The 26,998-nt window shown below is 70.4% G+C and carries 26 protein-coding genes; 14 read left to right on the top strand and 12 right to left on the bottom strand.

What is annotated here, in order from left to right:
* Positions 1–53: 53 nt before the first annotated feature.
* Positions 54–476: an ATP-binding protein gene (locus ACFY10_RS19345; protein ID WP_390666355.1), complete on the bottom strand. Its 423-nt coding sequence runs from the start codon at positions 474–476 to the stop codon at positions 54–56.
* A gap of 138 nt (positions 477–614) precedes the next feature.
* Here ACFY10_RS19345 and ACFY10_RS19340 point away from each other — a divergent pair, with 138 nt between their 5' ends.
* The 3 genes from ACFY10_RS19340 to ACFY10_RS19330 are packed head-to-tail and all read left to right on the top strand — an operon-like array spanning position 615 to position 2,737.
* A complete protein-coding gene (locus tag ACFY10_RS19340; RefSeq protein WP_390666354.1) occupies positions 615–1,460 on the top strand; it encodes a helix-turn-helix domain-containing protein in 846 nt (281 codons plus the stop codon).
* Complete coding sequence (locus ACFY10_RS19335) at positions 1,457–1,642, top strand: DUF397 domain-containing protein (RefSeq protein ID WP_390666353.1); 186 nt, start codon at positions 1,457–1,459, stop codon at positions 1,640–1,642. Before ACFY10_RS19340 ends, ACFY10_RS19335 begins: the two co-directional genes overlap by 4 nt.
* Positions 1,643–1,684: 42 nt before the next feature.
* A complete protein-coding gene (locus ACFY10_RS19330) occupies positions 1,685–2,737 on the top strand; it encodes an aldo/keto reductase (protein WP_390666352.1) in 1,053 nt (350 codons plus the stop codon).
* Here the strand turns inward: ACFY10_RS19330 and ACFY10_RS19325 are convergent.
* Both ACFY10_RS19325 and ACFY10_RS19320 read right to left on the bottom strand, forming a co-directional pair.
* Positions 2,734–4,020, bottom strand: a complete 1,287-nt coding sequence (locus tag ACFY10_RS19325; protein ID WP_390666351.1) for a salicylate synthase — start codon at positions 4,018–4,020, stop codon at positions 2,734–2,736. The two genes, ACFY10_RS19330 and ACFY10_RS19325, sit on opposite strands and share 4 nt — an antisense overlap.
* Complete coding sequence (locus ACFY10_RS19320) at positions 4,017–4,829, bottom strand: class I SAM-dependent methyltransferase (RefSeq protein ID WP_390666350.1); 813 nt, start codon at positions 4,827–4,829, stop codon at positions 4,017–4,019. Before ACFY10_RS19320 ends, ACFY10_RS19325 begins: the two co-directional genes overlap by 4 nt.
* Before the next feature lie 312 nt (positions 4,830–5,141).
* On the opposite strand from ACFY10_RS19320, the gene ACFY10_RS19315 reads away from it, so the two are divergent.
* The 6 genes from ACFY10_RS19315 (at position 5,142) to ACFY10_RS19290 (ending at position 12,154) form a co-directional block, all read left to right on the top strand.
* Positions 5,142–5,651 (top strand): YbaK/EbsC family protein, encoded by a 510-nt coding sequence (locus tag ACFY10_RS19315; protein WP_390666349.1) that lies wholly within the window; start codon positions 5,142–5,144, stop codon positions 5,649–5,651.
* Complete coding sequence (locus tag ACFY10_RS19310; protein WP_390666348.1) at positions 5,648–6,493, top strand: EamA family transporter; 846 nt, start codon at positions 5,648–5,650, stop codon at positions 6,491–6,493. The genes ACFY10_RS19315 and ACFY10_RS19310 overlap by 4 nt, the downstream gene beginning before the upstream one ends.
* Before the next feature lie 187 nt (positions 6,494–6,680).
* A complete protein-coding gene (locus ACFY10_RS19305) occupies positions 6,681–7,625 on the top strand; it encodes an ABC transporter ATP-binding protein (RefSeq protein ID WP_390666347.1) in 945 nt (314 codons plus the stop codon).
* Positions 7,622–8,992 (top strand): ABC transporter permease, encoded by a 1,371-nt coding sequence (locus ACFY10_RS19300; protein WP_390666346.1) that lies wholly within the window; start codon positions 7,622–7,624, stop codon positions 8,990–8,992. Before ACFY10_RS19305 ends, ACFY10_RS19300 begins: the two co-directional genes overlap by 4 nt.
* 4 nt (positions 8,993–8,996) lie before the next feature.
* Positions 8,997–11,753 (top strand): bifunctional YncE family protein/alkaline phosphatase family protein, encoded by a 2,757-nt coding sequence (locus ACFY10_RS19295; RefSeq protein WP_390666345.1) that lies wholly within the window; start codon positions 8,997–8,999, stop codon positions 11,751–11,753.
* Between the two features lie 125 nt (positions 11,754–11,878).
* The gene (locus ACFY10_RS19290) at positions 11,879–12,154 is read left to right on the top strand and encodes a DUF1876 domain-containing protein (RefSeq protein WP_390666344.1); all 276 of its coding nucleotides are present in this window, start codon (positions 11,879–11,881) and stop codon (positions 12,152–12,154) included.
* Position 12,155: 1 nt separating this feature from the next.
* On the opposite strand, the gene ACFY10_RS19285 is transcribed toward ACFY10_RS19290, so the two are convergent.
* The 6 genes from ACFY10_RS19285 to ACFY10_RS19260 form a co-directional block, all read right to left on the bottom strand.
* Positions 12,156–13,319, bottom strand: a complete 1,164-nt coding sequence (locus tag ACFY10_RS19285; RefSeq protein ID WP_390666343.1) for a serine hydrolase domain-containing protein — start codon at positions 13,317–13,319, stop codon at positions 12,156–12,158.
* A gap of 47 nt (positions 13,320–13,366) precedes the next feature.
* Complete coding sequence (locus tag ACFY10_RS19280) at positions 13,367–13,831, bottom strand: organic hydroperoxide resistance protein (protein ID WP_390666342.1); 465 nt, start codon at positions 13,829–13,831, stop codon at positions 13,367–13,369.
* A 113-nt stretch (positions 13,832–13,944) separates the two neighbouring features.
* Entirely contained in the window at positions 13,945–14,409 is a 465-nt protein-coding gene (locus tag ACFY10_RS19275) for a MarR family winged helix-turn-helix transcriptional regulator (protein ID WP_390666341.1), read from the bottom strand.
* Positions 14,406–15,167, bottom strand: coding sequence for an energy-coupling factor ABC transporter ATP-binding protein (locus ACFY10_RS19270; RefSeq protein ID WP_390666340.1), 762 nt, complete (start codon positions 15,165–15,167; stop codon positions 14,406–14,408). Before ACFY10_RS19270 ends, ACFY10_RS19275 begins: the two co-directional genes overlap by 4 nt.
* A complete protein-coding gene (gene cbiQ / locus ACFY10_RS19265; protein ID WP_390666339.1) occupies positions 15,155–15,916 on the bottom strand; it encodes a cobalt ECF transporter T component CbiQ in 762 nt (253 codons plus the stop codon). Before cbiQ ends, ACFY10_RS19270 begins: the two co-directional genes overlap by 13 nt.
* A 1-nt stretch (position 15,917) precedes the next feature.
* A complete protein-coding gene (locus ACFY10_RS19260; protein WP_390666338.1) occupies positions 15,918–16,964 on the bottom strand; it encodes an energy-coupling factor ABC transporter permease in 1,047 nt (348 codons plus the stop codon).
* 182 nt (positions 16,965–17,146) lie between these two features.
* Here ACFY10_RS19260 and ACFY10_RS19255 point away from each other — a divergent pair, with 182 nt between their 5' ends.
* A complete protein-coding gene (locus ACFY10_RS19255) occupies positions 17,147–17,494 on the top strand; it encodes an SsgA family sporulation/cell division regulator (RefSeq protein ID WP_390666337.1) in 348 nt (115 codons plus the stop codon).
* Positions 17,495–17,604: 110 nt separating this feature from the next.
* On the opposite strand, the gene ACFY10_RS19250 is transcribed toward ACFY10_RS19255, so the two are convergent.
* The 3 genes from ACFY10_RS19250 to ACFY10_RS19240 form a co-directional block, all read right to left on the bottom strand.
* The gene (locus tag ACFY10_RS19250; RefSeq protein WP_390666336.1) at positions 17,605–19,281 is read right to left on the bottom strand and encodes a penicillin-binding transpeptidase domain-containing protein; all 1,677 of its coding nucleotides are present in this window, start codon (positions 19,279–19,281) and stop codon (positions 17,605–17,607) included.
* A 99-nt stretch (positions 19,282–19,380) separates the two neighbouring features.
* Complete coding sequence (locus ACFY10_RS19245; protein WP_390666335.1) at positions 19,381–21,015, bottom strand: penicillin-binding transpeptidase domain-containing protein; 1,635 nt, start codon at positions 21,013–21,015, stop codon at positions 19,381–19,383.
* A gap of 118 nt (positions 21,016–21,133) precedes the next feature.
* On the bottom strand, positions 21,134–22,876 hold the full coding sequence (locus ACFY10_RS19240) for a dolichyl-phosphate-mannose--protein mannosyltransferase (protein ID WP_390666334.1): 1,743 nt from the start codon (positions 22,874–22,876) through the stop codon (positions 21,134–21,136).
* Between the two features lie 96 nt (positions 22,877–22,972).
* Here ACFY10_RS19240 and rsmI point away from each other — a divergent pair, with 96 nt between their 5' ends.
* The 4 genes from rsmI to ACFY10_RS19220 all read left to right on the top strand — a co-directional run bounded on the left by rsmI (position 22,973) and on the right by ACFY10_RS19220 (position 26,997).
* Positions 22,973–23,833 (top strand): 16S rRNA (cytidine(1402)-2'-O)-methyltransferase, encoded by an 861-nt coding sequence (rsmI, locus tag ACFY10_RS19235; RefSeq protein ID WP_390666333.1) that lies wholly within the window; start codon positions 22,973–22,975, stop codon positions 23,831–23,833.
* Between the two features lie 246 nt (positions 23,834–24,079).
* Entirely contained in the window at positions 24,080–24,496 is a 417-nt protein-coding gene (locus ACFY10_RS19230; protein ID WP_390666332.1) for a hypothetical protein, read from the top strand.
* 51 nt (positions 24,497–24,547) lie between these two features.
* On the top strand, positions 24,548–25,435 hold the full coding sequence (locus ACFY10_RS19225; RefSeq protein WP_390666331.1) for a TatD family hydrolase: 888 nt from the start codon (positions 24,548–24,550) through the stop codon (positions 25,433–25,435).
* A 164-nt stretch (positions 25,436–25,599) separates the two neighbouring features.
* Positions 25,600–26,997, top strand: coding sequence for a ubiquitin-like domain-containing protein (locus ACFY10_RS19220; protein ID WP_390666330.1), 1,398 nt, complete (start codon positions 25,600–25,602; stop codon positions 26,995–26,997).
* The last annotated feature ends 1 nt before the right edge of the window (position 26,998 follow it).

Raw genomic sequence — 26,998 nt, 5'->3', positions numbered from 1 at the left:
GCCTCCTGTGCGCGGTGAATCCGTCGTGCGACGCGGGGCATACGAACGGGCGCTCACAAGGCGCACTCCGCCCACACCGTCTTCCGTGGATACGGCCCTGGCGCCACGCCCCACCTGTCCGCCAGCGTGTCCACCAGCAGCAGGCCGCGGCCCGACTCGGCGCCGGGGTCTGCCTGTGTGAGGTGGGGGAGGCGGTCGGGGCGGGTGTCCGTCACCTCGATGCGGAGGGTGTCGGCGACGACGTAGAGGGTGAGGCGGAAGTCCCGGCCCTGTACGCGGCCGTGCGTCGCCGCGTTGGCCGCCAGCTCGGCGACGATCTGCGTTGCCGTCTCCAACGGCAGCCCCCAGGTGCGGAGTTGCTCCGCGGTGAGGAGGCGGGCGAGGCGGGCGCCGCGGGGTGTGGGGGACAGGAGGACCGTGAAGTTGCGGATGGGGTTGTCGAGTTGGGGGTGGGGGGCGACGGTTTCTTGATTCATGTCACTCAGAGTGGTCCCTTCTGTTTCCCTGAGTGAGTGATCGCGCCCGTGCGTAGCGTGACTGTCTCGGCTTTGTCTCGTGCTGTCTTGGCTGTCTCGGGGGTTGGTACGGGTACGACAGCGCGGTGGAGGTGGGACATGAACGACGGTGTGGACGAGGCCGGTTGGGACGTCGAGCCGGGGGACGAGATCGAGCCGTTGGTCCAGGCGGTGGGGCGGCTGCTCAAGGTCTGCCGGGAGGCGGCGGGGATGCGGGCGGCCGACTTCGGGGACGTCATGGGCTACGGCGAGGACATGATCCGCAAGATGGAAAGAGGGCAGCGGATTCCCCGGCCGGAATTCCTGGACAGGGCGGACGACGTCCTGAGGGCGCAGGGGCATCTCAAGGCGTTCAAGCCGGACATGGAGCACGCTCGGTATCCCAAGAAGGTGCGGAAACTGAAGGAGATGGAGGACCGGGCGGTTGAGGTGCTGCTGTACAGCAACCACAACATCCATGGGCTGTTGCAGACGCCGGAGTACGCGCGGGCGCTGTTCGAGACGCACCAGCCCGCGCTGTCGCGCGACGTGGTCGAACGGGAAACGGCGGCTCGCATGTCTCGCAAGGCGATCTTCGAGCGGGACCCCGCTCCGACGCTCGGTTTCGTCCAGGAACAGGTGACGCTGGAACGCCCCATCGGGGGGAAGATGGTGCTACGCCGACAGCTCGAACACCTGCTGGAGGTGGCGCAGTTGAGGAACGTCACGCTTCAGGTCATGCCGACCGACCGCGAGGATCACGCTGGGATGCTGGGGCTGATCGAGGTGCTGAAATTCGCCGACGGCACGGCGATCGGACGTTCCGACGGAGCGTTCAACGGTCGCCCGGTCTCAAGCCTCAGGGATCTTCGTATCCTTGAACTGCGCTATGGCATGATCCGGGCGCAGGCTCTCACGCCGAGGGAGTCGCAAGCCTTCATTGAGCAAGCGCTGGGGAGACTATGAGCACTGCGGAACTCCACTGGTTCAAGAGCAGCTACAGCAGCAGCAGCGAACCTGGCGACTGCGTCGAAGTGGCCACCACCCCCGCCACCATCCACATCCGCGACTCCAAAACCCCCGACACCCCCCACCTCACCGTCGCTCCCACCACCTGGTCGGCCTTCCTCACCGCCGTCTCCAAGTGACCGCTTGCGCTCAAGTGCGCTCCAACTCCTAGCCTGGCGCGCATGCGCTATCGAGTCCTAGGTAAGACCGGTATCGAGGTCAGTACCCACTGCCTCGGCACGATGATGTTCGGTTCCGTCGGCAACCCCGACCATGAGGACGGCGCGCGCGTCATCCATGCCGCGCTCGACGCCGGGATCAACTTCGTGGACACCGCCGACATGTACTCGGCCGGGGAATGCGAGGAGATCGTCGGCAAGGCACTCAAGGGGCGGCGTGACGACGTCGTGCTTGCCACGAAGGTGCACTTCCCGATGGGGGAGGGCCGCAACCGCAGCGGTAACTCGCGGCGTTGGATCGTCAGGGCCGTCGAGGACAGTCTGCGGCGGCTGGACACGGACTGGATCGACCTCTACCAGGTGCACCGTCCCGACCACACCACCGACATCGAGGAGACGCTGTCCATCCTCAGCGACCTGGTGAGGGCGGGCAAGATCCGGGCGTTCGGCTGCTCAACGTTCCCCGCCGAGGACCTCGTCGAGGCGCACCATGTGGCCGAGCGGCGCGGGCTGATGCGGATGCGCACGGAGCAGCCGCCGTACTCGCTTCTCGCGCGCGGCATCGAACGGGCCGTGCTGCCCACCGCGCAGCGCCTGGGCATGGGCGTGCTGACCTGGTCACCGCTGGCCTCGGGATTCCTGTCCGGTGCCTACCGCGAGGGCCGGGCCGTCGACCTCACCACCGGCCGCGCCAAGCTCACCCCGCACCGCTTCGACCCCGACGCCCCGGGCAACCCCGCGAAGTTCGCGGCCGTCGAGCAACTCATCGCTGTTGCTGAGGAGTTGGGCTGCACCCTGCCGGAACTGGCCGTCGCCTTCCCGCTGGTGCACCCGGCCGTCACGTCGGTGATCATCGGTCCGCGGACCATGGACCAGCTCACCTCGCTGCTCGCGGGGGCCGACCTGGTGCTCGACGACGCGGTGCTCGACCGTATCGACGAGATCGTGCCGCCCGGCACCGATCTCTATCGCGCCGACGGCGTCTGGCAGCCGCCGTCGGTCACGGAGAGCGCGCTGCGCAGGCGCCCGGCCGGGGAGCGGGCGGCCGCGGTCTAAGGTTGCCGACGCACCAGGCACCCGGCGACACCCCGCAGCTTCTCGCAGGTCTCCTCGTGCTCCCGCTCCGGGCGTGACTGGCGTACGACACCCGCCCCCGCCTGGAGCCAGCACTCGCCGTCCTGCTCGTACACGCTGCGCAGTACGAGTGCCGCGTCGAGGGTGCCGGAGGCGTCGCAGGTGAGGACCGAGCCGGCGTAGAGGCCGCGCGGGCGGCCTTCGAGTGCGCGGATCAAGGGGTAGGCCGGGGCCTTGGGGATTCCGGTTGCCGTCACTGCGGGGAACAGGGCCGCGAAGGCGTGCCAAGGGCCCAGGCCCGGGCGCAGGCGGCCGGTGACTCTCGACGCCAGGTGCTGGACCGTGCCGCGTTCCTCGACCGTCATGTACTCGCTGACGTAGGTGTCGTCGCAGACCGCGGCCATCTCCTCCACCGCCAGCCGCACCGACACCGCGTGCTCGTGGATCTCCTTCGGGTCGCTCAGCAGCTCGGCGCGGAGCCGGGCGTCCTCGGCCGGCGAACCCGTACGCGCGCGCGTGCCGGCCAGCGGGTGCGTCCGTACGTGTCCGTCCGCCGTCACCTCGACCACCGTCTCCGGGCTGAAGCCGGCCGCCCGGATGCCGCCGAGGTCCAGGAGGAAGGACCGCGCCGGAGTGTTGGCGCGGCGGCCGAGGGCGTACGTCGTGATCAGGTCGACCGGCACGGGGACGGGCACCCGGCGGGACAGGATGACCTTCTCCAGCGGGCCGGGGCCGTTCAGCTCCACCAGGGCGGCCGCGACGGCGGCGCGGTAGTTGCCGGTGTCGGCGAGGGGGACGTCGATGCGGGCAGAGGGTTCGGGTTCGGGGGCTGCGGCGGGTGTGTCGATGAAGGCGACGATGCGGTCCAGACGGGCCGGGTCCACGCAGCGCACCAGCACGTCCTCGCCGTACATCCTGATCTCGTCGGCCGGGACGATCAGATGGAGGAGGTCCGGACCGGCGTCGGGGCCCGGGTCGGCTCCCGCGAGCGCGGCGCCCAGTTCGAACGCGGCCCAGCCGTACGCCCGCCAGCCCGTCACCGGCATCGTCGCGAGCCGCTGCTCGACCTCCGACAGATCATGGGCGCCGGGGCCCAGCCGGACCGAGGCCAGCGATCCGCCCGCCAGGGACCAGACGCCGTCGCGTTCGTAGACGACGTACGGGTCGAACAGGCCGCTGCGGACCAGCCGCACGATCAGGGCGAGGGGGTTCTCGGCGGCGCGGGGCAGGCGGACCTCGCGGTAGCGGAGGTGGGTGGTCGTCATCGGGGCGTCGCCTCCGGGTGCGGGCGGCGGCCGTGCGCGCTGATCAGCGGGTAGGAGTTGACGACGAAGGTCGGGTCCTGCAACAGGGCCTGGAATGCGGTCAGTTCGGGGTCCGTGATGCCGTTCGCGCGCAGGCGGTCGGCGGTCTGTTCGATGTTGACGCCGTGCAGGGCGATGCCGGGGCCTCCGCCCGGCCAGGACTCGGCGTACGTCGTCGCCGTGAGGTCCGTGAGGCCGGCGCCGGCCATGGCGCCCAGCACCCGGCGGCCCCACAGCGGGTCGGCCCCCACCTTCTCCAGCTGGGTGTGCAGCGCGGCCTCGACCCGTTCGAAGAGCGCGGCCGACGCCTCGTCGGGGGCCGCGAGTACCGGGGTCCAGCCGCAGTCGAACTCCTCCAGCAGCAGCCGGCCGCCGGGGCGCAGGGCGGTCACCAGCCTGTCCAGCACGCGATGCCGTTCGGGGAGGTGGAGGAGGACCAGGCGGGCGTGGATCAGGTCGTAGCGCGCGGTGGGCAGTGGGTCGGTCACGATGTCGTGCCGCAACAGGCGTACGTGCGGCGGGCGTTGAGCTCCGTGCTGGGCCCAGCGCGGGTCGATGTCGGTGATCGTGACCTCACCGTCCGGGCCGACCCGCTCGCCGAGCCAGTCACCCAGTGAGCCGCCGCCTCCGCCCACTTCGAGGCATCGCCAGCCCGGCGCCAGGCCGGTCAGCTCCAGCTGGCGGCGGGAGACGGGGTCGTAGCAGGTCTCCAGGGCGGAGAAGCGGCCGGGGGTCTGGGCATCGGTGTTGTCGAACAGGTAGCTGGACATGGTCTGTCCTTTTGGCCGCGCAGTGGTACGGGCACCATGATCACGGCGCGGGGCGGCGCAGCGGGAGGGCGCGCCGGGGCGCGGGTCAACTCGGGCGTGTACTGCGTATACGCCCCGCTGGCTTTGCCGAATTGAGGCTCCGCCGCGGGGCGCGATGTGTCGTTGGCCGTCTGCAGCGCCGTCGTGGCTGGTCGCGCCCACGCGGCGGAGCCGCATATCGGTACAGCCCCGCGCCCCTATAGGGCGCGGGGCGCGCCGGGGCATAGACAACTCGGTCGCGTGCTGCGTACACGCGCCGCTAGCGTGCCGTGCATGACGACCGTCGATGTCACCGACAGCTCCGGAGCCAGCCCCCGTTTCGCCGCCGCCCTTCGCGAGATGGGCCTCGACGACCTGCACCCCCGTATCCGCCGCTTCCCGGATGCGACCCGCACCGCGGTCGAGGCGGCGGAAGCCATCGGGTGTGAGCTCAGCCAGATCTGCAAGTCGCTGATCTTCGCGGCCGACGGCGTCCCGGTGCTGGTGCTGATGGACGGGGCCTCGCGAGTGGACGTCGAGCGGGTGCGGGAGGAACTCGGCGCCGAGAAGGTGACTCGGGCCAAGGCGGACGTCGTACGGGAGACCACCGGGTATGCGATCGGCGGCGTACCGCCCTTCGGGCACCGTACGAAGACCCGGGTCCTGGCCGACCGTTCGCTGCTGGAGCACGACGTCGTGTGGGCCGCCGCCGGGAATCCGCACGCCGTGTTCCCCATGGAGCCCAAGGACCTTGTCGCCCATGCCGCAGCCACCCTCGTGGACGTGCGCGAGCGCAGCTCGTGACCCCGCTGGTCGCCGCCGCCGTCCTGCTCGCCGCCGTCACGCACGCCTGCTGGAACGCGATCGCCCACCAGATCACGGACAAGCTGGTCGGGTTCACGCTCATCGCGGGCGGGGGCATGCTCATCGGCCTTGCGATGGTGCCGTTCGTGGCCTTTCCGAAGGCCGCCGCATGGCCGTATCTCATCGGCTCCGCCCTCATCCACATCGTGTACTACGTGCTGCTCATGCGGTCCTTCCGCCTCGGTGACTTCGGGCAGGCATACCCGATCGCGCGCGGCACCGCGCCCCTGGTCGTCACCGTCCTCGCCGCCGTCTTCGCGCACGAGGTACCGAACGGCTGGGCAGCAGCCGGTATCGCACTGTCCTGCGCGGGCCTGACCGGCGTCGCCCTGTGGGGGCTGCGCGGCCGTCGGCCCAACTGGGCCGCGATCGGCGCCGCCCTCGCGACCGGCCTGACCATCGCCTCGTACACGCTGGTGGACGGCCTGGGCGTGCGGGCGTCGGGGTCGTCCCTCGGGTACATCGCCTGGCTCATGGCGGTGGAGGGGATCGCGGTCCCGGCGTACGCCGCCACTCGCTGGCGCGGTGAACTGTTCACCGTCCTGCGGCCGTTCGCCGCCGTCGGCCTGCTGGGCGCGGCCCTGTCCGTCGCTGCGTACGGGCTCGTCCTGTGGGCCCAGACCAGGGCCGAGCTCGCGCCGATCGCGGCCCTGCGTGAGTCGTCGATCATCGTGGGCGCGGCGATCGGAGCCGTGGTCTTCAAGGAACGGTTCGGGGCGCCGCGGATCGTGGCCGCGGGGCTCCTGGTGGCGGGCATCGGGCTGATGCTGCACGCCGGTTAGCCGCGGACCGCGAGATTCCGTCCTGCCTGAGTCCTGCCTGAGCCCTGCCCGAGTTGGGCCTGAAGTTGGCATGTACAGGATTTGTCGATGCCTTGACGATTCGTTCCATGAGAGTTCAGTCAGCCTTCTGTGTATGGGGTGTGTGTCATCCCTAGGGTCCGATGGGATTTCGGAAGAAGGGGGCTTCATGGACACACTCCACGCAGTCCGCGCTCGCGGGATCACCAAGTGCTTCGGCGATGTCGTCGCACTCGACGGTGTCGACCTGGATGTGACGCAGGGTCAGATCCACGGCCTGGTCGGACCGAACGGTGCGGGCAAGACGACGCTGCTCGGTCTGCTGCTGGGCCTGGCCGTCGCCGACGGCGGGCGGCTCGAGATCCTGCGTACGCCGGTGGGGCGGGCGTTCGACGCGCCGGAGGGGGTCGCCGGCTTTGTGGACGGGCCCGGCCTCTATCCCTCGCTCACCGCCCGGCAGAACCTCGCCGCGCTGGCCCGGCTCCGCGGGCTCGACGCGTACACCGCGGGGATCGACGACGTGCTCGACCAGGTCGGGCTCACCGCCGTCGCCGACGACAAGGCCCGCGGCTTCTCCCTCGGTATGCGGCAGCGGCTCGGCCTCGCCGCCGCCCTGCTCACCAAGCCACGGCTGCTGGTGCTCGACGAGCCCTCCAACGGCCTTGATCCGGCCGGTAAACGACATGTGCACGGAGTCCTGAACCGGCTCGCCGCGGGCGGCGCGAGTGTCGTGGTTTCCAGCCACCGTATGGACGACCTCGAGGCGCTGTGCTCCGAGGTCACCATCCTCGCCACTGGACGGGTCGTCTTCTCCGGACCGCTGAACAAGCTGGCCGCCGAGAACCGCGAACTCGACTACCGGGTGCGGACTTCCGATCCTCAGGCCGCGCGTCGGCTGGCCGACGGAACGGCCGGTGTCCGGGTCGTCGAGGACACGGGGGTACGGCAGGACGCCGAACTGCTCGTCGTGCGCGCCCTGGTGCCCGCCCTCGACGAACTGGTGGCCGGGCTCGTGAAGTCCGGCGTCGCGGTGCGCGAACTCGCCCCCGTGGTGTCGCCGCTGGAGGCCGCGTTCCTCGCCCTCACCGAGCCGCCCCAGGGGGCCGACCGATGACCACGACCGTCGCCGATGGTGTCACCGACGACAGCGTTGCCAGACCCGGCCGGGTCCCCGTCTCGCGCGGCTACCGCTTCGAGCTCGTCAAGCTGGTCTCGCAGTGGCGGATCCGGCTGCTGGTTCTCGCCTGTTGGATCGCGCCCGCACTTTTCGTCGCCGGGGTGAGTCAGCAGAGCACGCTGCCCAGCGACACTCTCTTCGGGCGCTGGATGCACGCCACGGCGTGGGCCGGGCCGCTGGTGATGCTCGGGTTCGCAGGGACCTGGGCGCTCCCGCTGCTGACTTCACTCGTCGCCGGTGACGTGTTCGCCGCCGAGGACCGGCTCGGCACCTGGCGCCATCTGCTGGTGGCCGTCCGCTCGCCGCGGCGGATCTTCGTGGCGAAGTCGCTCGCCAGCCTCACCGTCATCCTGCTGCTCGTGGCCGGGCTGGCCGTGTCCAGTGCGGTCGGCGGGCTGGTGTCGGTCGGCAACCAGCCGCTGGTCGGCCTCGACGGCCACCTGCTGGCGCCCTCCGACGCGGCCGGCCGGGTCCTGCTCGCCTGGGTCGCGGCCCTCGCGCCGACCCTGGCCCTCGCCGCGATCGGGCTCCTCGGGTCGGTCGCGCTGGGCCGGTCCCCGATGGGGCTGCTGCTGCCGCCGCTCGTCGCGCTCGGGATGCAGGTCGCCCAGATGCTGCCGCTGCCCGTCGCCGTACGCCTCGCCCTGCCCGGCTACGCCTTCATCTCCTGGAACGGCCTGTTCACCAGCCCGGCCCAGCTCGGCCCGCTCGTCATCGGTGTCGTGGTCAGCCTGGCGTGGGCGGTGCTCGCGACCGCGCTGGCCTATCTGCTGTTCGTACGCCGGGACTTCACCAACCTCGCCTACGACGGTTCCGGGCGCCGCGCGATCACCATCGGCCTGCTGCCCTTGGCCGGACTGACCGTGCTCACCGTCGCGGCGGTAGCGGTCGCGACCCCGTCGACCGGCTCCGGCATCCAGCAGGACAAGGTCCAGCGGTCCGTGGCCACGGCCTTCGCCCACCTCTACCGCCTGCAGACCCGGCAACTGCACCGCCCCGCCGTCACCGAGGCGCGGCTGCGGGCCACGGCGGCGTGCACCAAGAGCGACGGACAGGGCGCACAACAGGGGGCGGGCAACGACTGGCGGTGCGTCGTCACCTGGCATCTCCCCGGCGTCGCGGTGGCAGGGACGGCCATCTACCAGCTCGACGTCACCTCGGACGGGCGGTTCGTCGCCGACGGCGACGGGCCGAAGGAAGTCAACGGCTACTTCCTGGTGCGGACTCCGACCGGAGACGAACCGAACCCGCTGTGGCAGTTCGACGGCAACGTCGAGCTGCTCGACACCACCTCGAAGGGATAACTCCATGCAGGTAACACGGCAGCGCCGGGTTAACGAGAAGGAGCAGATCAACCTCTTCGGCAGACGCGTCGGCCGCCGGGCCCTGCTGGTGACGGCGGGCATCGCGGTCGCCCTCGGCGTCACGGGCACCGCGGTCGCGTCGACATGGCAGTTCGGCACCCAGCAGGTCGCCCAGGAGACCGCCAACGGGCAGGTCATCTCCAGCGACCAGTACATCAAGCCCTACGGCGACCGCACCGTCATCAACGACGGCAAGATCATGTCGTCGACGGTCAGCCCGGACGGCGGCCACCTCGCGGCCTCGGTCGCCGACGGCGACGCGTCGCTGGTGATCATGGACCTCTCGACCGGTCAGGTGAAGCAGAAGGTCGGCACCAACGCGGCCGACGACCTGCGCATCAAGAGCGGCTCCGTCGGCCAGGAGGGCCCGACGTACTCGCCCGACGGCACGCAGCTGTGGCTGGGCCAGACCGACGGCTACACCAAGTTCACGGTCAACGCAGACGGCACCCTCTCCAGCCCGGTCACCGTCCCGATCCCGGCCGACGGCACCAAGCACGCGCTCGTGGGTGCTGCGGTGTTCTCGGCCGACGGCTCCACCGTGTACGGCGCAGTCAACGGGCAGAACCGCGTGGTCGCCATCGACGCGGCGACCGGAACCATCAAGCAGAGCTGGGCAGTTGGGAATGCTCCCCGAGGCATCGCCCTCGTCGGCGGCAAGCTCTACGTCAGCAACGAGGGCGGACGCCCGGCCAAGGACGGCGACACCACCATCAACTCCTACGGCACCCAGGTGCCGGCCAACCCGGACACCGGCGCCACCACCACCGGCACCGTCAGCGTCATCGACACGACGGACCCGTCCGCCGCCGTCGGCAGCATCGACGTAGGCCTGCACCCGACCGCGGTGTACGCGAGCAAGGGCGCGGTGTTCGTCACCAACACCGCCGACAACAGCGTCTCGGTCATCAACACCGCGGGCGACAAGGTCGTACAGACCATCGCCACCCAGCCGTGGCCGGAGGCGAAGGTCGGCTACGAGCCCAACGACGTGACTCTCACCGACGACGGCCGTCTGCTGGTGACGCTCGGCCGCGCCAACGCTGTCGCCGTCTACCGGTACAAGTCCCCGCAGGAGCCCGCCAGTTACGTAGGCCTGCTCCCCACCGACTACTTCCCCTCGGGCATCGCCACCGTCGGCCAGAACGTGGTCGTCTCCAACACCCGCGGCATCGACGCCCGCCGCCCCACCACCGCCGCCGGCCACGGCACCCACGACACCACGTCGAGCCTGACGCAGTTCACGCTGCCGGACGACAGCGTCATCAGGTCCCAGACGGCCAAGGTCTTCAAGCAGAACGGCTGGACGCCCGGCTCGGTCACGACGGCGGGCGGCAAGACCTCCGCGAAGGCGCTGCCGGTCCCGCTGCGGCTCGGCGACCCCTCGACGATCAAGCACGTCTTCCTGCTCGTCAAGGAGAACCGGACCTACGACCAGGTCTTCGGCGACCTGCCGCAGGGCGACGACGACCCGTCGGTCACCACGTTCGGCGAGAACGTGACGCCCAACCAGCACGCACTGGCCGAGCAGTTCGGGCTCTACGACAACTTCTACGACGTCGGCACGAACTCCGCCGAGGGCCACAACTGGCTGATGCAGTCGGACAACCCGGAGTACACCGAGTCCTCCGCCGGCGAGTACCAGCGCAGCTACGACACCGAGAACGACGCCCTCGGCCACCAGAAGTCCGGCTTCATCTGGAGCGGTGCGCAGGCCGCCGGCAGGTCGGTGAAGGACTTCGGCGAGTTCCAGTCGCTGGAGAGCAAGCCGGCCGACGCCAGCTGGCAGAACCTGTACTGCGACAGCAAGAACATGGAGGCCACGGGCGCGCAGACCGCGTACCCCATCCAGGTGGGCTCGGCGATCCCGTCGCTCAACAAGGTGTCGGTGCAGGGCTTCCCGATGTTCGACCTCACCGTCCCGGACATCTACAAAGAGCAGATCTGGAAGCAGGACTTCGAGAAGAACGGCCCGGCGAACCTGAACATGTTCTGGTTCTCCAACGACCACACCGGCGGCCCGGCGAACGCCGCCGCCGAGGTCGCCGACAACGACCTCGCGGTCGGCCGGATGGTCGACGAGATCTCGCACAGCAAGTACTGGAAGAACTCGGCGATCTTCGTCGTCGAGGACGACTCCCAGAACGGCCTCGACCACATCGACGGCCACCGCGCCCCGGTCCAGATCATCAGCCCCTGGGCCAAACACGGCACCGTCGACAGCCACTACTACTCGCAGATCACGATGATGCGGACCATCGAGCAGATCCTCGGGATCCACCCGATGAACCAGAAGGACAGCGCGGCCACCCCGATGTACGGGGCGTTCAGCCTGAAGCCGGACAGCACGCCGTTCACGGCCGAGCCCAACCGGACCTCGCTGACCCTCGGCGTGAGCCCCCAGCCCCCCTGTGGCTCGGACACCCCGGCGCCCCAGGACACCAAGGCTGCCGCCGCGCCGACCTCCGCCGCGGTGCCGCAGGCCCAGCAGCAGCTGGCCGCGGACTGGAAGACCTGGGCCTCGCACCAGCGCCTGACCGGCCCGCACGCGGTGCCCGACTACGCCAACGCCGAGCAGATGAACCGCTACACCTGGTACCAGACCCACAACTGGACCAAGCCGTACCCCGGTGACAAGAAGGTCTACGCGCCGAACGACGTACCCGGCGCCTACCTCCCGTCGTCGGAGAACGACGGCTGACACAGCCCTCCCGCGACAAGGGGCCCCTGGCCGGTGGCAGCACCGGCCGGGGGCCGCGTGCTGCAGTCGTGCATCCGCGGGCCCGTAGGAGCACTCTGGAAGCAGGTCTTCCGGAGGTGATCCTCATGATGCACACCACAGTGGGATGGCACGTCGAGCTGGAGTTCCAGGAGGACGACACGCACACGCGGGCGGTCGCGCTGGTGCGCCTGTCCGACGGGACCGAGGTCAAGGCCCACGGTCACGCGAGCCGACACCACACCGACTCCAATCAGCCAAGGGTGGGTGAAGAGATCGCCGGCGCACGCGCGCTGAACGAACTCGCCATGCAGCTGCTCACCAAGGCACACGGGGAGATCGACTCGGCTTCGGGGCGGACCTCGCACTCGATCAACGTGTGACCTACGCCGATACGGCGCTCCGCACCGCCCGTACCAGGGCCTGCGCCCGTGGGTCCGCCGTCACGCTCTTCCTGAAACCGTTCGTCACATAGCCGAAGGCGATGCCCGAGTCGGGGTCGGCGAAGCCGAGGGCGCCGCCGCGGCCCGGGTGGCCGAAGGAGGTGGGGGACAGCAGCGGGGACGCCGCCCCGTGCAGCATGTAGCCGAGGCCGAACCGCGTGTTCACGACGAGTACGCGGTCCGGCCCCGCGCTGCGTTCGGCGCGGGCCAGCTCCACGGTCTCGGGCGTGAACAGCCTTGTGCCGCCGTCCACTTCGCCGATCAGCGACGCGTAGAAACGCGCGAGGCCCTCCGCCGTCGCGATGCCGTTGGAGGCGGGCAGGGCGGCGGCGCGGTAGGCGGGGTCGTTCTCGTCGGGCAGGGGCGTGATCGCGGCGAAGGCGCGGCGGGTGAGGGAGCCGGGGTCGGCGTAGGCGTCGGAGACCGCGCGCTTGGGGCGCGTCCTCAGGCCGTGCGGGTCCGCCGGGGGATCGACCTGGGCCACCCGCCCCACCCGCGCCGTCTCGCCCGCAGGCAGACCGAGCCACAGGTCCGCCCCGACCGGGCCCGCTATCTCGTCCGCGATCCACTCGCCGACGGTGCGTCCCGTGATCCGCCGCACCAGCTCGCCCGTCAGCCAGCTGTACGTCTGCGCGTGATACCCGTGGTCGGTGCCCGGCTCCCACACCGGTGCCTGCGCCGCGACCGCCTCGGCGCCGAGGTCGGGGTCCGCGGCCTGGGCGGGCGTGAGCGGACGGTCCAGGACGGGCACTCCGGCGCGGTGTGCGAGCAGATGCCACACCCGCGTCCGCTCCTTGCCCGCGGCCTTGAACTGAGGCCAGTACTCGCCCACCGGCGCATCCAGGTCCAGCTCCCCGCGCTGCTGCAGCAGCAGGAGTACGGCGGCGGCGACGCCCTTGGTCGCCGAGCGCACGATCTGGGCGGTGCCGTGCTCCCAGGGCTCGGTGCCGTCGACGTCCTTCGTGCCGCCCCACAGGTCGACGACCTTGCGCCCGTCCCGGTAGACGGTGACGGCCGCGCCCCGGTCCCCGAGCACCCCGAAGTTCCGTACGAACGCTTCCCTGACCGGCTCGAAGCCCTCGGCCACCGCACCGTTCACGTCCACGCCCGTGCTCCTGCTGTCTGTGAGTACTGCCGGTGAGTACTCCCCACTCACCCAAGCAGAATCGTCACGTCGATGTTCCCGCGGGTCGCGTTCGAGTACGGGCACACCTCGTGCGCCGCGTCCACCAGCTTCGCCGCGACGTCCTGGTCCAGCACCGGGAGCGAGACACTGAGGGCGACCGCGAGGCCGTAACCACGCTGCTTGTTGGGGCCGATGCCGACCTTCGCGGCGACCGTGGAACCGGTGAGGTCGAAGCCGGAACGTCGGCCGACCAGCACCAGCGCGTTGTGGAAGCAGGAGCTGTAGCCGGCCGCGAACAGCTGCTCCGGGTTGGTGCCGTTGCCGTCCCCGCCGAGCTCCGGCGGCATCGCGACCCTGACCTCGATCTGCCCGTCCTGGCTGGTGACGTAGCCGTCCCGGCCGCCGTGCGCGGTCGCTTCGGCGACGTACATGATTTTCGTCGGTCGGGTGTCGACGGTTTCGACGGTGTCGACGGTCGGATCGTCACTCATGGCGCTCATGGTTGGCCCCCCAGAACGAGTGCGCGCAAGTACATCGTGCACAAGGTACTGGCTGGTAGGTCAGCAGCCGTTACCAGGGGGTAGCAACCGTGGGTAACCCGAGATCAGCGGTGCGCGGCTGCTTCAGCCTTCGCCGCCAGCCGCCAGAGCTCCTGGCGCAGCCGCGCGACCTCCGGCGCGTCGAGCCCCGTCGCCGCGAGCAGCGCGCCCGGTACGCACGCCGCGCGCTCCCGCAGTTCCTCCCCGCGCCCCGTGCACGCGACCAGCACCGAGCGCTCGTCGTGCGCCGCGCGCTCCCGGCGCACCAGCCCCGCCGCCTCCAGCCGCTTCAGCAGCGGCGACACCGTGCCGTAGTCGAGCCGCAGCGCGGCCGCCAGCTCCTTGACCGCGATCTCGCCGCGCTCCCACAGGACGAGCAGGACCAGGTACTGCGGGTAGGTCAGGCCGAGTTCGTCGAGCAGCGGGCGGTAGGAGGACGTCACCGCGCGCTGGGCCGCGTACAGCGCGAAGCACAGCTGGTCGTCGAGGAGCAGCGAGGCCTCGGCCGCCGTATGGTCAGCGTTCGTCACGCGCCCATTGTCACGGAGCGCGGGTCGAAACCGAAGGGCAGCTCCAGCCGGTGGGCGCTCATCAGCTCCTCGTCGGAGAGGAGCTCCGCCGTCTTGCCGTCCGCCGCGATCACGCCCTCGCTGAGGATCAGGGAGCGGGGGCACAGCTCCAGGGCGTACGGCAGGTCGTGCGTGACCATGAGGACGGTGACGTCCAACGAGCGCAGGATGTCGGCCAGTTCGCGTCGGGAGGCCGGGTCGAGGTTGGAGGACGGCTCGTCCAGGACGAGGATCTCCGGCTCCATCGCGAGCACGGTCGCCACGGCCACTCGGCGCCGCTGCCCGAAGGAGAGGTGGTGCGGGGGCCGTTCCTTGAACTCCGTCATGCCGACCTGCGCGAGCGCCCGGTCGACGCGTTCCTCCAGCTCCGGCCTCTTCAGCCCGGCCGCCGCAGGACCGAACGCCACGTCCTCCCGGACCGTCGGCATGAACAGCTGGTCGTCCGGGTCCTGGAAGACGATGCCGACCCGGCGCCGGATCTCCGCCATGTGCTGCTTGCCGACGGGCAGTCCGGCGACCGTGACCGTACCCGCGCCCCCGGTCAGGATGCCGTTGAGGTGCAGTACGAGGGTCGTCTTGCCGGCACCGTTCGGCCCGAGCAGCGCGACCCGCTCGCCGCGCGCGACGGAGAAGTCCACGCCGAACAGGGCCTGGTGGCCGTCGGGGTAGGCGAAGGCGAGGCCGGAGACCTCGAGAGAAGGAGTGCTCACAAGGTCCATCCCAGCAGGCAGACGACAAGGGCGGCGAAGGGGAGCGTGAGGGCGTACGACCACTGTGCCCGGTCCGCGGTCACCTCGTCGATCACCGGCATCGAACCGGCGTAACCGCGGCTGACCATGGCCAGGTGGACGCGCTCCCCTCGCTCGTAGGAGCGGATGAAGAGGGCACCGGCGGACTTCGCGAGCACACCCCAGTGCCTGACGCCCCGCGCCTCGAAACCCCGGGACTCCCGCGCGATCCGCATTCGCCGCATCTCGTCCGTGATGACATCGCCGTAGCGGATCATGAAGGACGCGATCTGCACGAGCAGCGGCGGCAGCTTCAACCGCTGCAGGCCGAGGAGGAGTTCACGCAGCTCGGTCGTGGAGGCCAGCAGGACGGAGGCGGCGACACCCAGAGTGCCCTTCGCGAGGACGTTCCACGCGCCCCACAGGCCGTTCACGCTCAGGGACAGCCCGAGGACGTCCACCCGCTCGCCCTCCGCCACGAACGGCATCAGCACGGCGAACGCGACGAACGGCACCTCGATCAGCAGCCGCTTGAGGAGGAAATGCGCGGGCACGCGCGCGAGATGCGCGACGACGCCCAACAGGAGCGCATACAGGCCGAACGCCCACATCGCCTCCCGCGGCGTCGACACCACGACCACCACGAACGCGAAGGCGGCGGCGAGCTTGGTGTGCGGCGGCAGGGCGTGCACGGGGGAGTGCCCGTGCCGGTAGAGCCGGTGCGCGTGTCCCGCTCCCATGTCACAGCCCCGTGTTCGCAGGGGAGACGTCCGCGTCACGCCGCCTGCGCACCGCCCAGAACACCGTGCTGCCCGCGACGACCGTGACGCCGACGCCGATCAGGCCCGCGAGGCCCTTGGAAACGCGACCGTCGGTGATGTCCCTGACGCCGTAGCCGGCGAGCGGCGAGTCGCCGGAGGCGTGCTTCTCGGTCTTCTTGTCGATGCCTTGGTCCTGGGCGACCTTCATCAGACCGTCGGGGTTGGCGTTGGCGTAGAAGCTGACGAACCCGGCCAGGAGGAGGGAGGTGACCAGGCCGGTGATCCACAGCGCGCGGCGGGAGGTGCGCGCCGCGACGGGCGCCGGGCGGGCGGAGGGAGCGTCCACGAGTTCGCCGTTCACACGCAGCTTGAGCTTCTGCTCCAGGCCGCGCGCGCCGTACACGAGATCCGGGCGTACGGCGATCACCGCACCCACCGTCAGCCCCGTGATCGCCGCCTCACCGATCCCGATCAGGACGTGCACGCCGATCATCGCGGTGGCGACCTTGCCGATGGAGACGTCCGTGGTGCCGCCGACGGCGTAGATCAGCGTGAAGGCGACCGCGGCGGCCGGGACCGAGAGGAGCGCGGCGACGAAGGCGGCCACGGTCACCGAGCGCCGCCTGCGCGGAAGCACCTTCACCAGGCCCCGGAAGACGGCGTATCCGACGACCGTCGTGACGATCGCCATGTCCGTGATGTTCACGCCGAGCGCGGTCAGACCGCCGTCCGCGAAGAGGATGCCCTGCATCAGCAGGACGACGGACACGCACAGGACGCCGGTGAAGGGGCCGACGAGGATCGCGGCGAGCGCGCCGCCGAGCAGATGGCCGCTGGTCCCCGCCGCGACGGGGAAGTTCAGCATCTGCACCGCGAAGATGAACGCCGCGACCAGCCCGGCCAGCGGTGCCGTCCGCTCGTCCAGCTCGCGGCGCGCGCCGCGCAGGCTCACCGCGATGGCTCCCGCGGCGACGACTCCGGTCGCGGCGGAGACGGGGGCGTTGATGAATCCGTCAGGCACATGCACCGTTCGATGATAGTGCCTTGTTGCGAACTACTTGCAAGAGCGAGGGGCTCGTGCATCGTGCACAGTTCCCCGTGCATGTGAGTTGTCCGACGTCGGGGGGCGTGTTCCGGAAAATATGGGACATTAGGAAGGGGTGGACGCACAGCTTCCACACAGGTCACGCAACGTGAGGGGCCGTCACGATGTCTGCAGTCGAGCAGTACGCACGAGCCCACATAGTCACGGATGCGGCGATACCCGAGGACGAGACCGTCCCCGTCGTCCTGCGTTACGACCCCGAGGTCGACCCGCGTGCGGTGCGGGTCGATCTTCCCGGGACGCATGAGTGGAGTTTTTCGCGTTCGCTGCTGGAACAGGGGCTGCGTGCCCCGGTCGGCAGCGGGGAGGTTCGTGTGTGGCCTTGTGGCCGTGTGCAGGCCGTTGTCGAGTTTCACTCGGCGACGGGGGTCTCGGTGGTGCAGTTCGAGTCGAAGACGCTGCTGAGGTTCTTGCGCCGCACCTATATGGCTGCGGCGCCGGTCAGCCGCTGAGTTGCGGCTCCGCCGCGGGGGCGCGATGGGTCGTCGATGGGTCGTCGATTGTCTGCCGCGCCGTCGTGGCTTGTCGCGCAGTTCCCCGCGCCCCTGAAAGGGGCGCTTGATCAGCCGCCCAGCTTTAGCAGCGCCGCCACGATCGGGCCCGCTGTGTCGCCGCCGTGGCCGCCTGCCTGGACCACGCCTGCGGCCACGAGGTCGCCCTTGTACGCGGTGAACCAGCCGTTGGGCTTCTTCTGGCCGTCGACCTCCGCCGAACCGGTCTTGGCGCCGTAGTTCGGGCCCAGGCCGGCCATCGCCTTGGCGGCCGTGCCGTAGGAGGCCGTGTACTGCATGACTTCCTTCAGCTCGGCCTGCGTCTTCGACGACATCGTGCGCGAGGCCTTCGCCAGCGTGCGGTTGTCCACCGACGGGGAGACCAGGTACGGCTGGTGGAAGACGCCCGCCTGCACCGTCGACGCCACCGACGCCATGTTCAGCGGGTTCATCCGCACCCCGCCCTGCCCGATCAGCGAGGCGCCCATCTGCGCGCCGCTCATGACCGGGATCGAGCCGTCGAAGGTGGGGACGCCGATGGCCCAGTTGTTCATGCCGAGGCCGTAGACCTGCTGGGCCTCCTGCGTCAGGTCGCTGTTGGACAGCTTCGGCGCGAAGTTGATGAAGGCGTTGTTGCAGGAGGCCCCGAAGGCCAGCTTGAACGAGCCCTGCTTGATCTCGGAGTCGCCGTCGTTGTGGAACGTCCAGCCGGCCAGCTTGTACGTCTTGGGGCAGGGGTGCGAGTCGTCGGGGTGGATGAGGTCCTTCTCGAACAGCATCGTCGACGTCACGATCTTCATCGTGGAGCCGGGGGCCAGGGAGCCCTGGAAGGCCACGTTGAAGGTGTGGTTCTGGTTCGCGACGGCCAGGATCTCGCCGGTCGAGGGACGCATCACGACGACCGACGACCGCGCCTTCGCGGCGACCTGCCGCTCGGCCGCGGCCTGGAACGTCGGGCTCAGCGTCGTCTTCACCTTGCCCGGAGTGCCCTTGGTGAGCGTGAGCAGCGTCGTGTCGGACAGCTTGGCCTTCTGCGACGCCTTGCCGCGCACCACGTCCAGTTCAATGCCCGCCTTGCCGCCGGCGGTCTTGCCGTACTTCTCGCGCAGACCGTCGAGGACCGGGCCCAGCGAGGGGTACTTCGCGGCGGTCAGCTCGCCGCCGTCGCGGTCGTACGCCTTGACCGGCGGGGTCCCGGACTCGCCGGTGACCAGGGTGTCGCCGTCCTTGAGGTCGGGGTGGACGACGGAGGAGTGCCAGTCGACCTGCGGTTTGCCGGTCTCCTTGTTCCGCACGACCGTCAGCGCACTCTCGTACGCGAGCGGCTTGCTGGTGCCCTTGTAGGAGACGGTGCCCTTGACGGAGAAGGGGACCTTGTCGCCGGTGCGGGTGCCGGGGGTGAGCGTGACGTCCTTGACGTGGGCGTCCTTGGTGTAGCCGGTGAGCAGGGCGGTGGCCGCCGTCGAGTCGCTCGTGACGGCGGCTGCCTGCGTGGCCTTGCCCTGCTGCCAGGACGTGAGGAACTTCGTGGCCGTCGTCTGGACCTCGGTCGCCGACAGCGGCCCGGTCTTGACCTTGGGCTTGTCGTCGGCGGACGAGGACGTCGTCGCCGTACGGTCGTCCGCCGCCGAGCCGCCGGTCAGCGCGTAGACGCCGACGCCGGCGCCGACGACCACCACGGCGATCATCCCGCCGACCACGGCGGGCTTGGTCTTCCGTCGCTCGGCGACGCGCCTTCTGTTGCCCACTGTTCCCGTTCCTCCGCGAGATCCCCAGGGTCCCCGTTGCCCCCATCCACCCCAACCAACGACTGCAACAGCCTAGAGTCCCGTCCTTAACGGGTGACTTCAGCCTCCGGTTCGTAGCACAGCTGCGACAATCGGGCCGGCCGCGGTGCCGCCGTGGCCGCCCTCCTCGGTCATGGCCGCCGCCGCGACGTCACCCCGGAAACCCGTGAACCAGCTGTTGGACACGGCCTGTCCGTCGACCTCCGCGGAACCGGTCTTCGCGCCGATGTCCCCGCCGAGCCCGGCCATCGCCTGCGTCGCGGTGCCCTGGGTCGCGGTGAGCCGCATCATCTGCTTCAGCTGCGCGGCGGTGCTCGCGGGCAGGCCCTTCGCGGTGGCCAGTTCGCGGTCGTCGAGCTTCGGCGACACCAGGTACGGCTGCCGGAACTCGCCGGTGATCGCGGTCGCGGTGACCGACGCCATGTTCAGCGGGCTCATCTGGACCTGGCCCTGGCCGATGGCGTTGGCCGCGCGGTCCGGTCCGCCGACCGCGGGGACCTTGCCGTCGAAGGAGACGATGCCGGTCTTCCAGTTGTCCTGGCCGAGCCCGAACCGGTCCTGGGCCTCCGTCGTCAGCGAGGAGTCCGTGAGCGGCTTCTCGTCGATGAGCTTGATGAAGGCCGTGTTGCACGAGCGCAGGAAGCTGTTGGCGAGCGTGGCCTTGAGATTGGGCTGCATGCCCTTGAGGTTCGTGAAGGTCTGGCTCTTCCAGGTCGCGGTGGGCGTGCAGGGGGCGGGCCCGTTCATCGAGGTCACACCGTTGTCGATGAGCATCGCGGCGGTGATGATCTTCATCGTGGAGCCGGGCGCGACCTGCCCCTCGAAGGCCGCGTTGAACGCGTCCTTGCGGTTGTTGGCCACCGCCAGCACCTCACCGGTGCTGGGCTTGACGGCCACCACCGACGACTCGGAGAACTTCTTCACCGCCCGCTCGGCCGCCGCCTGCGCACTCGCGCTGATCGTGGTCTGCAGCCTGCCCGCCCTGCCCTTGGCGAGGGTGAGCAGCGAGGTGTCGGCCGCGTCCTGCGACTCGTGCTTGATCGCCAGCTCGATGCCGGGGGTGCCGCCAGCCTTGTCGCCGTACCGCCCTCGCAGGGCGTCCAGGACCGGGCCGAGCGACGGGTACTTCTCCTTCGTCAGTACGGCCCCGCCCCGGTCAACGGCCTCGATCGGCGGGTTTGCCGCCTCGCCCGTGAACAGGGTGTCGCCCTTGCGCAGCTGCGGATGGACGACCGACGGCTGCCAGTCGACCAGCGCCCGCCCGGTGGTCTTCCCGCGCACGACGGTCAGCTCGCTCTTGTACGCCAGGGGCTTGGACTTGCCCTGGTAGGACACCGTCGCCCTGACCGTGTAAGGGATCGTCGCGCCGTTCGCCGCACCAGGCGTGATCTTCACGCCGGTGATGTGCGCGGTGTTGCCGTAGGCGGTCAGCAGCGGTTCGGCCGCCGCGTCGTTGTTCGTGTACGTCGCCGCCTCGGCCGCGTCCCCCTTCGCCCAGGCCGCGAAGAACTTCGCCGACGTCGCCTTGATCTCGTCGCTGCTGGGCGGCCCGGTCTTCACGGGCGCCGGCCCGCCCGCCCCCGAACCCCCGTCGCCGTTCAGTGCGGACACGATGTTGAACGCGCCGTATCCGGCGCCGCCCACCATCACAGCGAAGACGCTGCTGATGACGGCGACCTTCACCCCCTTGCCCATGAAGGGCCCCCTCCCCGTTCCCCGTTGTTGCTCGAACTGTATGTGGCCCAAGGGGGAGCTGTGAGGGGTGTTTCCGCATGTTGTCCGATCGGAGATGCAGAAGGGCTCGGAAGGTCCGCTATACCCAGGTATCAAGCCACATACGTGACCGCCAGTCGTCGATCGGGATCGCCGTGCCGGTGTACAGGGGCCAGAAGTAGATGAAGTTCCAGGCGATCAGCAGGACCAGGACGCCCGCGCCCGTCGCGCCCGCCACCCGGCGGGTGTCGCTCGACCCCGGGGGCCCGATGATCGCGCCCAGCAGCATCGCCACCGCGAGGCAGAGGAACGGCACGAAGACGACGGCGTAGAAGAAGAAGATCGTCCGCTCCTGGTACAGGAACCAGGGCAGATAACCGGCCGCGATGCCGCAGGCGATGGCGCCCGCCCGCCAGTCGCGTCGCATCAGCCAGCGCCACAGGATGTACAGCACCGCGAAGCAGGCCACCCACCACAGCAGCGGGGTGCCGATCGCGAGGACCTCGCGGGCGCACTTCTGGCCCGCGTCGACGGGGCAGCCGTCCTTGCCGGGCGAGGGGGACTCGTAGAAGTACGAGACCGGGCGGCCGTCGACGAGCCAGCTCCAGGGGTTGGACATGTACGTGTGCGGCGAGTGCAGGTTGCGGTGGAACTCGTAGACCTCGTGCTCGTAGTGCCACAGGCTGCGCCACCAGTCGGGGAACAGCCAGGTCCAGTTGCCGCCCTTGCCGTCGGTGGCGGCCCAGTTGCGGAAGTAGCCGCCGCGGCCGTTGGTGGGCGAGAGGATCCAGCCGGTCCAGGAGGCCAGGTAGACGGCGACGGCGATCGTGGACATCGCCACCCATGCGCCGACCGACTCGGCCACGAGCATGGGGGAGACGGGGCGGCCGGCGCCCGCCACCCTGCGCGCCCCGACGTCCCACAGCACGGTCATCACGATGAACGCGGCCAGGATGTACAGGCCGTTCCACTTCGTGCCGATCGCGAGTCCCATCAGCAGGGCCGCCGCCCAGCGCCAGGGGCGCAGCCCCAGCCAGGTGGTCGCCGCGATGTGCGCGTCGGGCCGGGCCCGGCCGTCCGGGCCGACCGGCAGCGCGGCCGCGAGTTTCGCGCGCGCCTTGTCCCGGTCGATGACCAGGCAGCCGAACGCGGCCAGCACGAAGAACATCAGCACGCCGTCGAGCAGCGAGGTGCGGGCCATCACGAAGGCCAGCCCGTCGACCGCCATCAGCCCGCCCGCGAGGCAGCCGAGGAAGGTCGAGCGGAAGATGCGGCGGCCGATGCGGCACAGCATCAGGACCGACAGCGTGCCCAGCAGCGCGGTCATGAAGCGCCAGCCGAAGGGGTTGAAGCCGAAGAGCATCTCCCCGAGCCCGATCACGTACTTGCCGACCGGCGGATGCACGACATACGCCGCGTCCGTCGGGATCCTGACGTGCCCGTTGGTCTGCAGGATCAGGTCGTTGGCGTTCTTGTCCCAGTTGACCTCGAAGCCGCGGTGGACGAGCGCCCAGGCGTCCTTGGCGTAGTACGTCTCGTCGAATATCACCGCCTTCGGGCTGCCCAGGTGCCAGAACCGCATCACGCCCGCCATCAGCGTGACCAGCAGCGGACCACCCCAGGCCGACCAGCGCGTGATCCGCTCGGCGAGCGTCGGGGGCACCCCGAGCACCTGCCACACCCGCGGGCTGGGCTGCACGTACGGCGGCACCAGACGCTCGCGGACGTCGCTTCTCGGCTGCGCCGTGTAGCCGAAACGGTGCAGCCGCTGCTGCCACGACGGCCGCTGGTCCTGCGGGCTCTGGCCTTGGCGGGTGTCCGGGGAGGACGCGGTACTGGTCACCGCGCCATCGTAGGGAACCGTTCTGTGTGAGTCCCGTGCATGGGCGGTAAGGGCTCGGATGCGTCCTCTGCTCCGCGGCCCTGGGAGGATGGGCGGGTGACCGGAACCCTCGTACTCGCAGGCACCCCCATCGGCGACATCGCGGACGCGCCGCCCCGGCTGGCCGAGGAGCTGGCGGGGGCCGATGTCGTCGCCGCCGAGGACACCCGGCGGCTCAGGCGCCTGACGCAGGCGCTGGGCGTCACGCCCAAGGGGCGGATCGTGTCGTACTTCGAGGGCAACGAGACCGCCCGTACGCCCGAACTCGTCGAGGAACTCGTCGGCGGTGCGCGGGTGCTGCTGGTCACGGACGCCGGGATGCCGTCCGTGTCCGACCCCGGGTACCGGCTGGTCGCCGCCGCCGTGGAGAAGGACGTCCGGGTCACCGCCGTGCCCGGCCCGTCCGCCGTGCTCACCGCGCTCGCCCTGTCCGGGCTGCCCGTCGACCGGTTCTGCTTCGAGGGGTTCCTGCCGCGGAAGGCGGGGGAGCGGCTGACGCGCCTGAAGGACGTCGCCGGGGAGCGGCGCACCCTCGTGTACTTCGAGGCCCCGCACCGCCTCGACGACACCCTCGCCGCCATGGCCGAGGTGTTCGGGGCCGAGCGGCGGGCCGCCGTCTGCCGGGAGCTGACCAAGACGTACGAGGAGGTCAAGCGGGGTGGGCTCGGGGAGCTGGCCGCCTGGGCCGCCGAGGGTGTGCGCGGTGAGATCACCGTCGTCGTCGAGGGGGCGCCGGAGAAGGGGCCCGAGGAGCTGGACGCCGCCGAGCTGGTGCGGCGGGTGCGCGTGCGGGAGGAGGCGGGGGAGCGGCGCAAGGAGGCCATTGCGGCGGTTGCGGCGGAGGCCGGGCTGCCCAAACGGGAGGTGTTCGACGCGGTTGTGGCCGCGAAGAATGCCGCTTCCGGAAGTGGTTCGTGAGGACTTGGTGAAGTCCGCCACACCCCCTCTGAGCAGGGCGCATCTCGCCTGAGCAGGCGCCCCACGAGCAGGCAAAGCAAGGTCGTGAAAAGCAAAGCCCAGACCCCCCGACTGGGGTCGGTATGGCAAGGAAAATCCAAATCGGCTCCAACAGTCGACAGGCCTGATGCATTCGCGCCGGCAGAAGCGTCCACTGGTTGAAGGGACGCACCCGTCCCTTGGTCCAGCAGATCAAGAGGAGCTGGCATGAGCGAGATCGCAGGGCAGACCGGGCCCCGTGGCGCGGCGACCGCAGTCGTGCACGAGTCGTATTCCTTCGCCTGCATGCGTTGCGGCAGCGGCTGGGAGCAGTCGTACGAGATAGAGCACCACCAGGACGCCGAGGGCCACGAGTTCGTCATGTATGTGGCCGACGGCCGGGTCGTTCCGTCTCCGCTGTCCAAGCCGACCTGCCAGAACTGCGACAGTCACGTCGTGCGGATCATGCGCCCCGGGCAGGTGTCGTCGGTGCGTGACGCGGTGCACAAGCAGCAGCGACGGACGCCGCAGGCCGAGGCAGAGGCACCCGCAGCCGAAGGCGCCGGGGGCGCCGAGGTCGGCGAGCGGGACCACCACTGGCATCTCTCCGATCTCCTGCATCCCTTCCACCGCAAGGCGAGCTGACAGCACAGCTCCGGCGGCCGGGCGGGCATGTCCCTTTCGTAGGATCGGGACATGCCTTCCTCCAGCGAGAAGCCCGTCGAGAAGAGCGCGCCGCCGCTCCCGGAACCCCTCCGGGTGGCCGTCGCCGACTCCCACACCCACCTCGACATGCAGTCCGGCACGGTGGAGGAGGGCCTCGCCAAGGCCGCCTCGGTGGGCGTGACGACGGTCGTGCAGGTCGGCTGCGACGTACGCGGCTCGCAGTGGGCCGCCAAGACGGCAGGGCTGTACGACGCCGTCCATGCGACCGTCGCCCTGCATCCCAACGAGGCGCCGCGCATCGTGCACGGAGACCCCGACGGCTGGTCCCGGCAGGGGGCGCGCGAGCCGGGGGGCACGCCGGCGCTCGAAGAGGCGCTCGCCGAGATCGACCGCCTGGCCGCACTCCCCCAGGTCAAGGGCGTCGGTGAGACGGGCCTCGACTACTTCCGCACCGGCCCCGAGGGCAAGGAGGCGCAGGAGGCCTCCTTCCGTGCGCATGTTGAAATCGCCAAGCGGCACGGCAAGGCCCTCGTCATCCACGACCGCGACGCCCACGAGGACGTGCTGCGCATCCTCAAGGAGGAGGGCGCCCCCGAGCGGACGGTGTTCCACTGCTACTCCGGGGACGCGGACATGGCTCAGGTGTGCGCCCGTGCCGGATACTTCATGTCCTTCGCCGGCAACGTCACCTTCAAGAACGCCCAGCATCTGCGGGACGCGCTCGCCGTGGCACCCCTGGAGCTGGTCCTGGTGGAGACCGACGCGCCCTTCCTGACGCCGGCGCCGTACCGCGGACGGCCCAACGCCCCGTATCTCATTCCGGTCACGGTGCGCGCCATGGCCGCAGTGCGCGGCATCGACGAGGACGCGCTGGCGACAGCCCTCGCGGCGAACACGGCCCGCGCATTCGGCTACTGAGCGTGGCCGTTCATAACCCTCCGATAACGCCGGGGCGGGCTCACCTTCGCCCCGGTCGTAACCCTTCGTAATCACGCCGCTTTGGAGAGTGATACGGGCTCCGCTAGGTTCTGGTGCCCGATCCGGACCCCTCTGGACCCCTACGGCCCCTGGAGCGTGTCGGCGTGAGCAACTCGCAGTACTCGCAGTACTCGCAGTACGGGACGTACGAGGCGCACGACCCGGCGTACCCGCCGGTGTACGGCCCTTACGACGTGCACAGCGCGCAGACGCTGGGCTACGGGGTGCCCGGAGCGTACGAGGACACGTACCGGCCCGCCTACGAGGCGGTCGAGGTGCCCGAGCCGCCGCTTCCGCGGCAGGTGGGGAGCGCGGCGGGCGAGGGAGCGCCCGCGCCCGCCGCGCGCGCCGGGACCGGAAGGAGGCGCCGGGCCGCACGCCGGCGCAGGGCTCGGTACATCGAGCGCCCGGACGGCTCGATGCGCCGGCTGCTGCCGCAGGCGCTCGTCGTCGCCTTCCTCGCCGGTGGCACCACCGCCTTCGTCGCCAAGGACAAGGCCATCGAGCTGAACGTCGACGGCAAGCCGCGCACCCTGCACACCTTCGCCGACGACGTGACCGAACTGCTGTCGCAGGAGAGCGTCGACGTGGGGGCGCACGACGTGATCGCGCCCGCCCCCGGCACGGCGATCCGCAGCGGTGACGAGGTCGTGGTGCAGTACGGGCGCCCCGTGCGGCTCACCATCGACGGGCACCGGCGCGAGGTGTGGACGACGGCGCACACGGTGCAGGAGGCGCTCGAGGAGATGGGGGTGCGGGCGCAGGGCGCATATCTGTCCGCCGCGCGCTCCCGGGCCATCGGACGCGCCGGGCTCTCGCTCGACGTGCGCACCGAGCGCTCCGTGACGGTCATGGCCGACGGCCACGCGCGCACGGTCCGCACGAACGCGGCGACCGTGCAGGAGGTCGTCGAGGAGGCCGGGATCTCCCTGCACGGCGAGGACACCACCTCCGTCCCGGCGGACAGCTTCCCGCGCGACGGGCAGACCGTCACCGTGCTGCGGGTCACCGGCACCAAGGAGGTCCGCGAGGAGGAGATCCCGTTCAAGACGCAGCGGGCGGAGGACCCCTCCCTGTTCAAGGGGACGGAGGTCGTCGGCCGGGTGGGACAGCCCGGGCTGCGGCGGATCACGTACTCCCTGCGCATCGTCAACGGCGTCAGGCAGAAGCCGCGCCTGGCCGACTCCGAGGTGGTGCGCGAGCCGCAGCCGCAGATCGTGAAGGTGGGCACGAAGCCGCTCCCGACGTCCGTGCGCGGCGCCGACGACCTCAACTGGAAGGGACTCGCGGCCTGCGAGTCGGGCGGCCGGACACACGCCGTCGACCCCTCGGGAACGTACGGCGGCCTCTACCAGCTCGAGGCCCGCACCTGGCAGAGCCTCGGCGGCAGCGGGCGCCCGCAGGACGCGTCGGCGGCGGAGCAGACCCTCCGCGCGAAGAAGCTGTACGTACGGCGGGGTGCCAGCCCTTGGCCGCACTGCGGGGCGAAGCTGCACGGGTAAG

This window comes from Streptomyces sp. NPDC001401, assembly GCF_042895385.1.
Lineage (GTDB): Bacteria > Actinomycetota > Actinomycetes > Streptomycetales > Streptomycetaceae > Streptomyces.
This window is presented reverse-complemented; position numbering and strand designations above follow the sequence as displayed.

What these genes read in the sequence shown, in the direction of transcription:
- ACFY10_RS19345 (WP_390666355.1), bottom strand. Translation starts at nt 476, where the DNA reads ATGAATCAAGAAACCGTCGCCCCCCACCCCCAACTCGACAACCCCATC.
- ACFY10_RS19340 (WP_390666354.1), top strand. Translation starts at nt 615, where the DNA reads ATGAACGACGGTGTGGACGAGGCCGGTTGGGACGTCGAGCCGGGGGAC.
- ACFY10_RS19335 (WP_390666353.1), top strand. Translation starts at nt 1,457, where the DNA reads ATGAGCACTGCGGAACTCCACTGGTTCAAGAGCAGCTACAGCAGCAGC.
- ACFY10_RS19330 (WP_390666352.1), top strand. Translation starts at nt 1,685, where the DNA reads ATGCGCTATCGAGTCCTAGGTAAGACCGGTATCGAGGTCAGTACCCAC.
- ACFY10_RS19325 (WP_390666351.1), bottom strand. Translation starts at nt 4,020, where the DNA reads ATGACGACCACCCACCTCCGCTACCGCGAGGTCCGCCTGCCCCGCGCC.
- ACFY10_RS19320 (WP_390666350.1), bottom strand. Translation starts at nt 4,829, where the DNA reads ATGTCCAGCTACCTGTTCGACAACACCGATGCCCAGACCCCCGGCCGC.
- ACFY10_RS19315 (WP_390666349.1), top strand. Translation starts at nt 5,142, where the DNA reads ATGACGACCGTCGATGTCACCGACAGCTCCGGAGCCAGCCCCCGTTTC.
- ACFY10_RS19305 (WP_390666347.1), top strand. Translation starts at nt 6,681, where the DNA reads ATGGACACACTCCACGCAGTCCGCGCTCGCGGGATCACCAAGTGCTTC.
- ACFY10_RS19300 (WP_390666346.1), top strand. Translation starts at nt 7,622, where the DNA reads ATGACCACGACCGTCGCCGATGGTGTCACCGACGACAGCGTTGCCAGA.
- ACFY10_RS19295 (WP_390666345.1), top strand. Translation starts at nt 8,997, where the DNA reads ATGCAGGTAACACGGCAGCGCCGGGTTAACGAGAAGGAGCAGATCAAC.
- ACFY10_RS19290 (WP_390666344.1), top strand. Translation starts at nt 11,879, where the DNA reads ATGATGCACACCACAGTGGGATGGCACGTCGAGCTGGAGTTCCAGGAG.
- ACFY10_RS19280 (WP_390666342.1), bottom strand. Translation starts at nt 13,831, where the DNA reads ATGAGTGACGATCCGACCGTCGACACCGTCGAAACCGTCGACACCCGA.
- ACFY10_RS19270 (WP_390666340.1), bottom strand. Translation starts at nt 15,167, where the DNA reads ATGGACCTTGTGAGCACTCCTTCTCTCGAGGTCTCCGGCCTCGCCTTC.
- cbiQ (WP_390666339.1), bottom strand. Translation starts at nt 15,916, where the DNA reads ATGGGAGCGGGACACGCGCACCGGCTCTACCGGCACGGGCACTCCCCC.
- ACFY10_RS19255 (WP_390666337.1), top strand. Translation starts at nt 17,147, where the DNA reads ATGTCTGCAGTCGAGCAGTACGCACGAGCCCACATAGTCACGGATGCG.
- ACFY10_RS19245 (WP_390666335.1), bottom strand. Translation starts at nt 21,015, where the DNA reads ATGGGCAAGGGGGTGAAGGTCGCCGTCATCAGCAGCGTCTTCGCTGTG.
- ACFY10_RS19230 (WP_390666332.1), top strand. Translation starts at nt 24,080, where the DNA reads ATGAGCGAGATCGCAGGGCAGACCGGGCCCCGTGGCGCGGCGACCGCA.
- ACFY10_RS19225 (WP_390666331.1), top strand. Translation starts at nt 24,548, where the DNA reads ATGCCTTCCTCCAGCGAGAAGCCCGTCGAGAAGAGCGCGCCGCCGCTC.